Annotated in this window: 9 protein-coding genes; all 9 read right to left on the minus strand. The window is 60.9% G+C overall.

What is annotated here, in order from left to right:
- The coding region (locus EOM25_09645) for a hypothetical protein (protein NCC25438.1) at positions 1-449 on the minus strand (449 nt) is incomplete at its 3' end.
- The gene (mutS, locus tag EOM25_09650; protein ID NCC25439.1) at positions 434-3,058 is read right to left on the minus strand and encodes a DNA mismatch repair protein MutS; all 2,625 of its coding nucleotides are present in this window, start codon (positions 3,056-3,058) and stop codon (positions 434-436) included. The genes EOM25_09645 and mutS, both read right to left, overlap by 16 nt.
- A gap of 8 nt (positions 3,059-3,066) precedes the next feature.
- Complete coding sequence (locus tag EOM25_09655) at positions 3,067-4,182, minus strand: tetratricopeptide repeat protein (protein ID NCC25440.1); 1,116 nt, start codon at positions 4,180-4,182, stop codon at positions 3,067-3,069.
- A 55-nt stretch (positions 4,183-4,237) separates the two neighbouring features.
- Positions 4,238-4,585 carry a LapA family protein gene (locus EOM25_09660; protein NCC25441.1) on the minus strand — a complete coding sequence of 116 codons (348 nt, stop codon included), beginning with the start codon at positions 4,583-4,585 and terminating at the stop codon, positions 4,238-4,240.
- A gap of 28 nt (positions 4,586-4,613) precedes the next feature.
- A complete protein-coding gene (locus EOM25_09665; GenBank protein NCC25442.1) occupies positions 4,614-5,099 on the minus strand; it encodes an HIT domain-containing protein in 486 nt (161 codons plus the stop codon).
- A gap of 40 nt (positions 5,100-5,139) precedes the next feature.
- Positions 5,140-5,880 (minus strand): amino acid ABC transporter ATP-binding protein, encoded by a 741-nt coding sequence (locus EOM25_09670; GenBank protein ID NCC25443.1) that lies wholly within the window; start codon positions 5,878-5,880, stop codon positions 5,140-5,142.
- Positions 5,867-6,694: an amino acid ABC transporter permease gene (locus tag EOM25_09675; protein NCC25444.1), complete on the minus strand. Its 828-nt coding sequence runs from the start codon at positions 6,692-6,694 to the stop codon at positions 5,867-5,869. Before EOM25_09675 ends, EOM25_09670 begins: the two co-directional genes overlap by 14 nt.
- A gap of 61 nt (positions 6,695-6,755) precedes the next feature.
- Entirely contained in the window at positions 6,756-7,586 is an 831-nt protein-coding gene (locus EOM25_09680) for a basic amino acid ABC transporter substrate-binding protein (GenBank protein NCC25445.1), read from the minus strand.
- Between the two features lie 147 nt (positions 7,587-7,733).
- Positions 7,734-10,439, minus strand: a complete 2,706-nt coding sequence (locus EOM25_09685; GenBank protein NCC25446.1) for a CBS domain-containing protein — start codon at positions 10,437-10,439, stop codon at positions 7,734-7,736.
- Positions 10,440-10,558: the final 119 nt, after the last annotated feature.

Here is a 10,558-nt window from a genome sequence, read left to right on the forward strand (position 1 = left end):
GTCTCAAGGTCAATGGGGCTGAATACCTGGCTGGCCACCGGGGCGATGGCCTCGTAGATGTTTTTTCCGACCAGCCGCCAGCGAAAGGGAGTGTCTGGTGGAATCTGGCAGTATTTGATCCGGACCCTGTTTTGGTTCCGCCAGACTTGCGGGGAGTCCAGCTCCAAAGGTGACGTCCGATGTGCGACAAAGGGGCAGGAAGGGCAGGTCTGGTCGGCGAACTCGAGCTCGAGTTCGATCCGTGAAAGGTTCCCGGAGGCCCCTTCCAGAATCGCCGAAATGTTCAGACAGCCGTCTTCGAACATGAAGTCCACGTCTCCCCAAAAGAAGATGTCCTCCCTGGCGTCGGGTTCGGGCCAGACCTTTTTGCCGCATCCGGGGGCCAGAAGGATCAGGACGGCGGTCAGGGCCAGGAAAACGGCTCGGGTCAGCCTCATTTCAGGCCCCATTTGTTCTTCCAGTCACTCATGATGGTCAGGGCCTCCAAAGGGGTTAGGGTGTTTGTGTCCAGGGTCTGAAGTTCTGCAACGATCGGGTGGGTCGGGCCGTCGGAGGTCATGGTAAGCTCCGGCCCGGCAGGACCTAGTCCGGGTAGGGCACGGGAAGTGGAGCGGATCTTCGACCGTTCCTGGGGGCGGGCCTTGTCTTCAAGAGTTTTGAGGATTTCACGTGCCCGGTTGACCACCCCTGCTGGAACCCCGGCCAGCTTGGCGACCTCGATGCCGTAGCTGCGGTCGGCCGGACCGGGGACGAGCCGTCGCAGAAAGACGATCTCCCCGCCCCATTCCTTGACGGCGATGTTCAGATTCTTGATGCCCGGAATTTTTCCATCAAGCACGGTCAATTCGTGGTAATGGGTGGCAAACAGGGTCCGGATTCCACCGTGCCGTCTGGCCAGTTCTTCGATGACGGCCCAGGCCAGAGACAGTCCGTCGAAGGTGCTGGTGCCCCGGCCGATCTCGTCCAGAACGACCAGGCTCCGCTTGCCGGCCTGGCGAAGGATGCGGGCGGTCTCGATCATCTCGACCATGAAGGTGCTCTGTCCCATGGCCAAATTGTCCGAGGCTCCGACTCTGGAGAATACTCGGTCGCAGAGACCCAGGCTGGCCGATTCTGCCGGGACGAAGGATCCGATTTGAGCCAGAATGCAGATGATGGCTACTTGGCGCAGGACCGTGGACTTGCCGGCCATGTTCGGTCCGGTGACCAAGGCCAGGCGGTCGCGCTCGTCGAGGACTAGGTCGTTGGGAATGAAGGCGGCCCGGCCCTGACATTCCTCCACGGCCGGATGGCGGCCGCCCCTAATCGTCAGTCCCAGGCCGACGTGGACCTCGGGTCTGGTCCATTCCCATTGCCGGGCGGTCTGGGCCAGACACTGCCAGACATCGACTTCGGCTAGGCGCCGGGCCACGGCTACGAGGCGACTCCGAAAGGCGGCCACGTCGGCTCGTAGGCGGACGAAGAGTTCGTATTCCTTGGCCCTGCGGCGGTCTGAGGCTGAGACGAGTTTTTCTTCCAGGGCCTTGAGATCCTCGGTCACGTAGCGCTCGGCGTTGGCCAGGGTTTGGCGGCGGATGAAATGGTCCGGAATCGGGCCCTTGTGGGCCGAGCCCAGTTCGAAATAGTGGCCGAAGACCCTGTTGAACCCCAGTTTGAGTTTGGGCAGGCCGTGCGCGGAGCGTTCCTTTTCCAGAAGATCGTCCAGAGCAGACTGGCCGTGCTCGGCCAGTTCGATGAACTCGTCGAGCTCGGGATCGAAGCCCCTGCGGAAGATGCCCCCCTCGGTGATCTGCTGCGGCGGGTTGTCGCGCACTGCCTGGATGAGGATGTCGGCCAGTTCAGTCACGTCGTCCCATTGGCGTATGATCTGATCCAGGACCGGGGGGGATCCGGGCCGGGAGGCCAGGGATTGGAGCAGGGAGGGCAGGATCGCCAGACTCTGGCGCAGGCATACAAAGTCCCGGGGCATGGCTCGCTGGAGATGGATTCTAGTGGACAGGCGCTCAATGTCGAAGACTTCGTCCAGGAGACGTCGAAGATGCTCACGCCAGGCGTCGTCCTGAACGAAAAAGTCTACGGCCTCCTGCTGGCGCTTTATTGGCCCCATCTCCTTCCACGGTCGACGGAGCCGGTCCTTCAGCAACCGGGTGCCCATGGGCGTCCTGGTGTGATTCAGGGCGTTCCAGAGAGTTCCGGGGCCGGATCGGCCGTCCATGCGGACGAACAGTTCAAGGTTTCGCTCGGTGACCTCGTCGAGTTGAAGAAACCGGCTCAGGTTCAGGGGCGAAAATGGGGCCAGATGTGTGGGGTCGGATTTCTGGGTGGTCTGCATGTAGGAGAGCAGCGCTCCGCAGGCGCAGACCAATCCGGGTTTGTACTGGAGGTCAAGGATATCCAGAGAGGCCACGGCCTGGAACCGGAGGAGTCTTTCCCGTCCGGATTTGAAGTCGAAGTAGGAAGGGGATGGAACCCGGGTCACGGCCGGAGTCAGGGAAACGGCCATGGGAGGGAGTTCCATGGTCCGGTCGAGCAGAAGCTCCCGAGGGGCCATCTTTACGGCCCATTGCCAGAGGCGGTCCTCGGTGCGGGCATAGATGCCCGACCATTGTCCGGTGGAGAAATCGGCCCAGGCCAGGCCTCCACCCCGAGTCTTGTCCCAGAACAGGGCGGCCAGGAAGTTGTCGGACCTGCCTTCTAGACTCAGATCGTCGACCACGGTGCCGGGAGTCAAGACCCTGGTCACCTCCCGGCGGACCAGTCCCTTGGCCTTGGCCGGGTCTTCCATCTGATCGCAGATGGCCACCTTGTATCGCTTGTCCAAAAGCTGGCGGAGGTACTCGTCCACGGCGTGGTGAGGTACTCCGCACATGGGAATCTTGTGCTCGGCCTGGGGATTGCGGGTGGTCAGGGCGATCTGGAGTTCCCTGGCCGTGATCTCGGCGTCTTCAAAGAAGAGTTCGTAGAAATCTCCCATGCGGTAGAAGAGCAGGGCATCGGGGTACTCGGACTTGATGTCCAGATACTGCTGCATCATGGGGGTAAGTTTCGGGGCCGACATGGGGGCCTCTAGTCGTTCAGGGCCAGGCGGAAGGTGATGGAGTGCCAGGCCTCGCAACGGGGGCAGTGGAAGAAGACGGCCTCCCGCTTGAGGCCGCAGCTCGAGCAGACGAATTTTTTGACCATGCGGGCCTTTTCCAGGAAGAATTCCAGCTGGACCTTGAAGGCGGCGCTGAGTTCCTGGAGCTCGGCGGACAGAAGGAGAAGTTCGAGCCTGGCAGGCCAGAAATCCGGATGGAGGATAAGTGTCTTTTCCAGCCAGGACCTGGCCTGCTCGTAGTCTTGACCGTGGATGAGCAGGAGGGATCCATAGTAGTAGAGGAGAAGATCCTGGGAGAGGCCCTCAATGACCGGAAGGAGCCGGGCAGTACACTCAGGCCGCATGGGTGGACCGTCTTCGGCCCCCTGGGCAGCGAATCCGAGGAGGCTTTCAAAGAGGACGAAACGCAGGCCTGGAGCTACCGAGGCGGTGGCCCGGCTCATCTGCTTGGCCGTTTCTCTCCAGTCGGACCGGGCGTAGGCGTCCTTGAGGCCTTCGATCCAGGCCTCGACGGATCCCGGATAAATCTGAAGGGCCCTCTTCAGAAGTTTGGCCCTGAGTGCTGTCTGGTCCGCTTCTCCGTGGACCATGGCCTGGCGGACGAGATAGTGGGCCTGGGCGATGCGGTCCTCAAGAAGGGACGCGTACTCGGCGGCGTTGGAGAAGTCGCCCGCCGTGGCCGAGAGCCTCAAGAGTTCGGCTAGGATGGCCGGATCGTCGCGTAGGGTCTTGCGGGCCTCGTCCAAGGCCTGTTGGGCTCGGTCCAGAAAACCTGCCCGCTTGTAGTCTCGGCCGAGTTCGAGCCAGGCCTTAGCCTTGAATCGTTCGTCGAGGCCGGAGCGGACGATGAGGGTGTTGCGGATCTGAATGGCCCGCTCCAGGTCGCCCTGGGACCGGAAGAGATTCCCCAAGGCCAGGTAGATCTCGACGGCGTCCGGATTGTTTCGGACGACCTGGCTGAGCTGGTCGATGGCCGCTCTGGTGTCCCTGAAGGAGGCTTCGTGGCCTAGCGGGGACCCGGATTCGGCGGAGGAACAATCAGACATCCGCCTGGACGGTCTGAAGATTTTGAACAGGGAAGGCATGGTCTGCGCCTGCCCGGAGTTGTCCGGACATGGGCCGGAGCGAACTCCGAAAACCCTATTTTGGAGTCCCGTTTTCGACGGGCTTGTATGCTTCGTTGCCGAGGGGCATGGTCCGCAGGGAGTTCAGTTCCTTGTCCAGGGCCTGGATCCGTTTTTCCAGAAGCTTGGCTTGGTTTGCCATGCGGATTTTGTCGGTCAGGAAATAGAGCAGGGACAGGACCGAGCCGACTACGAATCCCCCGAGGATCAGGAGGTAGAAGGGGATCTCCTGGCTGGTGAACTGATAGCTGAAGATCTGAAGCTTCAAGACCATGCCGTTGGTCAGCAGTTCGGTATTCTGAACGAAGAAGAGCATGGAGAAGAAGAAGATGAGGACTAGGCCGAGCACTTTGATATAGCGCATGTTGGACTCCTTGGTTGGACTGTTCCGGCTAGAGTTGGTCGAAATACGGTTTGAGTCGGGCGTATGTGGACCGGAGGTGCTCCGGGACTACCGAGGTTTCGGCCATGACGGCCATGAAGGAATTGTCGCCCACCCACCGGGGAACAATGTGGAAATGGAGGTGCTCCCTAATCCCGGCACCGGCGGCCTCCCCGATGTTCAGACCGATGTTCATTCCGGGGGGACGGTTGAAGGCCCGTTCGATGACGGCGACGCAGTCCTGCATGGTTTCCATCGTCTCATGCAGTTCCTCCCGGTTCAGGGCGGTGATGTTCTGGACGTGACGATAGGGCGTGACCATGAGATGACCGTTGTTGTAGGGAAATTTGTTCATGATCACGAAACAATGCCTGCGGCGAAGCAGAATCAGCCGGTCCTCGTCATCGCCGGTGTGCGCCGGAAGACAGAACACGCATTCGTCCGGCTTGGGGCCGAGAATGTAGTCGATGCGCCAGGGGGCCCAGAGGTTCTTCATGTTCGACTATCAGATTCAGGCGTTGCCGACAACGCCTCGGTTAGAGGATCTGGCTCAGAAATTTTTTGGTACGCGGGTGCTCGGGAGCGGTGAAGAAATGCTCGGGCGTGCCCTGCTCGACGATTTGGCCGGCGTCCATGAAGACCACCCTGTCGGCCACTTCCCGGGCAAAACCCATTTCATGGGTGACCACGACCATGGTCATGCCCTCTCGAGCCAGGTTGACCATGACGTCCAGGACCTCGCCGATCATCTCCGGGTCCAGGGCCGAGGTGGGTTCGTCGAAGAGCATGATCTTCGGATTCATGGCCAGGGCCCTGGCGATGGCCACCCGCTGTTGCTGACCTCCGGAGAGCTGGGCCGGGTAGGCGGCGGACTTGTCCTGGATGCCGACCTTGCGGAGCAGGTCCATGGCCGTGCGTTCGGCGAGATCGGCCGGAACTTTCTTCAATTTCCGGGGGGCCATGGTTAGATTCTGGAGCACGGTCTTGTGCGGGAAGAGATTGAAGTTCTGGAAGACCATGCCCAGTTCCATGCGGACCTTGTTGATGTCGCAGGTGCGCCCGGTGACCTCCTGGCCGTCGACGACGATGGTGCCCCTGTCGACCTCCTCCAGGCGGTTGATGGACCGCAGGAGGGTCGATTTTCCGGAGCCGCTGGGGCCGATGATGACCACCTTTTCCCGGGGTTCGATGGTCAGGGAGACGTTGTCCAGGGCCTTGAGCGGGCCGAAGAATTTGGAGACGTTTCTGATTTCGATGATGTTCTTAGCGCCGGTCATAGTAGTTGAGCCTGTGTTCCATCGCGCTGACGATCTTGGACAGAACGAGGGTGATGATGAGGTAGATCAGGGCGACCATGGTATAGGCTTCGAAATAGAAGAAGGTCTCCGAGGCGAATTCCCGGCCCCTGCGGAGAATGTCGGACACGGCCAGGATGGACACCAGGGAGCTGTCCTTGAGCAGGGCGATGAACTCGTTGCCCACCGGAGGAAGGATGGTTCGCCAGGCCTGGGGAAGGATGACAAGGAACATGGTCTGACGACGGGTGAAGCCCAGTGATCGGGCGGCCTCGGTCTGCCCCTTGTCAATGGATTCGATGCCCGCCCGGAAGACTTCGCCCATGTAGGCCCCGTAGCAGAATCCCATGGCCGTGACGGCGGCCACCAGCGGAGGCATGTTCTTCAGGAAGACAAAGACGACGTTGGAATCCGGAAGCTTGGAGAATATTTGGCCCAGGGCGAAGTAGATGTAGAAGAGCTGGACCAGAAGGGGTATGCCCCGGATGACCTCGACGTATGTGGATGCGACCAGGTTGACGGCCTTGTTCTTGGATATCCGGCCCAGGCCTGTGAAGAGGCCGAGGACCAAGGCCACCATGATGGAGAGAATGGTGACCTCGAATGTGACCAGCACTCCGTCGGGGATGAATTTTAGGACGCGCCAGTACGGGTCCGGCCGGTTCAGGCAGAGATAGACAACGAATCCGATGGCTCCGATGAGTGAAATCCACCAGGCGTTGAACAGACCCCGGTCCTTGTGGGAGGGGATCGCCGCCCCGTCCCCGACATCGATGGTCACTTTCTTGTCGGTCATGAACGGTGTCCTCCGGTCGGGACGGGCCCTGGAAGCGGGCCCGTCCCCTGCGGCCGTTCGGCTAGTTGGAGCCGAACCACTTCTTGAAGATCTCGTCGTATTCGCCGGAGGCCTTGATCTTGGCCAAGGAGGCGTTGATGACGGCCAGAGTGGCCGCGTCACCCTTTTGGACGGCAAAGCCCAGATACTCGGGGGTGTCGGATTCGACAAGGAAGGCCAAGTTCAGCGATTCCTTGTATTCGGGATTGGTCAGGGCATAGTCCGCGGCCACGGCGTCGTCACAGATGACGGCGTCGAGACGGCCGTTGGCCAGATCGGCAATGGCCAGACCGACCTCGTCGTAGCTCTTGGAATTGGAGTCGCCGACCAGTCGCTTGGAGGTGAAAAACCCGGTGGTCCCGATCTGCGCGCCGACCTTCTTGCCCTTCAGGTCGTCCTGGGTTTTGATGGCTGAGCCGTCCTTGACGACCACGCCCTGCTTGACCTCGAAATAGGGCTCGGAGAAGTCCATGGCCTTCTGACGTTCCTCGGTGATGGTCACGGACGAGGAGACGGCGTCATACTTCCCGGCGATGAGTCCGGCGAAGATGCCGTCCCAGGCGGTGTTCTTGATGACCGGGGTGAAACCGCCGGCCTTGGCCATGGCGTTGACCAGGTCCACGCTGAATCCGACGATGTTCTTGCTCTCGTCCACGAACTCCATGGGCGGCCAGGTGGCATCGGAGGCGAAGGTGATGGTCTTGTCAACGATTTTTTCGGCGACCTCGGCCACGTTCTTGTCGTACTCGGGCTGTACCTTGGCCTCTCCCTGTTCAATGGCCGTTTCAAGGGAGACGGCCAGGGCCGTCAGGGGGGCCAGGCAAAAGGCCAGGGCGACCAGGAAAAGGGTCATGGTCTGGAATCGGGTTCTCATTCCTCAGTCCTCCGTGTTGGGTTGTGTTGAAAATTTTCTTTACATTCAGCTTGTTGCGACGTTTTTTGGATGCGTCGCCCATCCGTGACAACAAGGAAAAGGCGATACAGCAAGCCCCAGGCGCGGTCAAGCCGGGGGCGCATCTCCCAGTGCCCCGTCCGAGGACCTTTCATGGTCTCTGGAGGCCGCGGCCAGGTCCTTGGCCAGGGCGAGTTGCTCCTCCCTGGTCTTGACCCGTTCGTCCAGGAGGGCGTCCTTAATTGCATTCATGATTCGCCCGAAGACCGGCCCCGGCCGGAGACCGAGATCCTTGAGGTCCTGACCCTTAACGTCGGTGGCAAGGCCCTGGAACCGGGTCAGATAGAGGGAGATGGCCTTGCGGGTGTCGTCCTTGCGGCTGCGGGCCATGATGAACAGAACGCCTTCCAGACTCATCTGTTCGAGCATTCGAACCAGCTCGCTCATGAGTCTTGGGCCTTGCTGCCAGTTGAAGATGCGGCCCACCACTTCTTTTACGGATTCACGAAGACCGAGGAAGTTCCGGGTCTGGCGGGTGGTGAAGTTCAGCCTGGCCGCCATGGCCCTGGTCTCGTCCTCGTCCATGCCCGAGCAGAGGCCTAAAAGATAGAGCAGCCAGATCTCGGGCCGTTGCTCCCGGTAGAGGAGACGGTACCAAGTGACGACTTCTGAGATTTCGGTCAAAATGGCCCGCCGGTTTTGGGTCAGCTGGAGCTTGGGATGGATGGCCTCCAGGAGCTGAAACTGGTTCATGCGGTCCAGACAGGCCAGGGGGTCCTTTTCCTCCAGAAGATGCTGGAATTCGTGAAGGATCCTGGCCCCGGACAGGCGGTGAAAGATGCCCAGGTCCATGGCGTTCTTGATCAGCCGTTCGGTCTGCTTGCCGATGGTGAAGCCGAACCGCTGCTCGAAGCGGATGGCCCGGATGATCCGGGTCGGGTCTTCGACGAAGCTCAGGGAGTGGAGGACGCGGATGGCCCGATTTTTCATGTCCTGCTGGCCGCCGAAAAAATCGACCAGGGTCCCGAGTCGGGCGGGGTTGAGATGCACGGCCAGGGCGTTGATGGTGAAGTCCCTCCGGAAGAGATCCATTTTGATGGACGAGAGCTCCACCGTGGGCAGGGCGGCCGGATATTCGTAGTACTCGAGCCGGGCCGTGGCTACGTCGATTTTGCGGCCGTCGTCCAGGATGACGACGGCGGTTTTGAATTTGATGTGGGGTCTGACCCGGCCGCCGATTTCGTCGGCCAAGCGGTGGGCGAAAACGATGCCGTCACTTTCGACCACGAGGTCGATGTCGGTGTTGGGCAGGCCCAGGAGAATGTCCCGGACGAACCCGCCGACGCAGAATAGTTCGCAGCCCATGGACTCGGCGATGCGTCCGGCCCTGATCAGGAGGTCGTGAATGTCCCGGGGCAATCTGTCCTGCATGAGCCGGGTGACGTTTCGTTCCTGCTGCCGGCCCGGAATGAGGGACTCCGGAAATCTCGACGGTTCCTTGACCAGGATGTTGATGAGGTCGGTTCGGGTCAGGACACCGGCCAGACGGCCGTCCTCGATCACCGGGACAAGACGCTGGCGCTGGCCGAGGATGATTTCCATGACCCGGTACAGGTCGTCCTCGGGAGTCACCGAGGCCACGTCCCGAAGCATGTACTCCCGGATCTGGATCGGACCAAGGCCGTGGGCCACGGCCTTTTCGGCTACCTGATGTTCGAGGATGCCAACACAATGTTCAGTGCCCGGATCGACCACGGGCACGGCCTTGAGTCCGAAGCGGGTCATGGTTTCGGCGGCCTGCTGGAGGGTTCTGGTCTTGTCCACGGAGACCACGGGGGCCGACATGAGGGTCTTGACCTCCAGCTGCGGATTGCTCAGAGAGTAGAGAAGTCCGAAGAGCTCGTCCTTGACCTGGGACAGGGTCCGATCCTTGATGGAGGCCGAAGCGGCAAAGGCGTGGCCCCCGCCGCCCAGGGAAGAGCAGATTTGGCCCACGTCGAACTCTGGGTTCCGGCTGCGGGCCACCACCTGGATGCGGTCCTGCATGCGGCCCAGGGCGAAGAGGACCCGGATATTTTCCATGTCCAGAAGTTTGTGGGCCAACAGGGCGAAATCCCCAACGTAGCGGTCGAGGGTGACCTCGGCGATGATGACGTCCACCCCGTTGATGCGGTGGGTGACGGCCGAGTCCAGCAGATCGTTCAGGATGGAGATCTGCTCCGCGTTCAAGTCCCGGTTGACCATGTCCGAGACCATGTTCAGGTCCATGCCCTGGTCCGAAAGCCAGGCCGCGGCCATGAACTCGTGGCTGGTGGTGGACGTGAAGGTGAAACAGCCCGTATCCTCGTAGATGCCCAGGGCCAGGATCGTGGCCTCGTCCGGGGTCAGGCTCAGGTTCCGTTCGCGGATGTGTTCGACCATGATGGTCGTGGTCGAGCCCCAGGGCCGGACATCGGCGAAATCGGCCGGAAGGTCCTCGTCCGATTCGGGGTGATGGTCGTAGACGTGGATCGTCAGTCCATGATTGTCCAGTGCCTGGGCCATGTGGACCACCCGGGAGCGCTGGCGGGTATCGACCACGACCAATGTCCGGACCGTGGTCTGGTCCACGTCCTTGGCGGCCTTGAAGTTGAAGAGATACGTGGCGCTCTGGATGAAGAAATTTTTGAGATTCTTCTCCTGGCTTCCGGGGAAGACCAGGACGGCTTCGGGATAGAGCTTTCCGGCAGCGATCATGGACGCCAGGGCGTCGAAGTCGGCGTTGACGTGGGCCGTGATGACCGTAGGGGCAGGGATCCGGGCTGGGCCATTCATCGGTGACGGGCCCCGGACCGGGGATGGAATCGTTGGTGCATATCGAAGATCCTGCGTCTCTGTACCTGGGTGTAGATCTCAGTGGCGTTGATGTCGGTGTGGCCGAGCAGGGTCTGCAC

The organism is Deltaproteobacteria bacterium (assembly GCA_009929795.1).
Lineage (GTDB): Bacteria > Desulfobacterota > Desulfovibrionia > Desulfovibrionales > Desulfomicrobiaceae > RZZR01.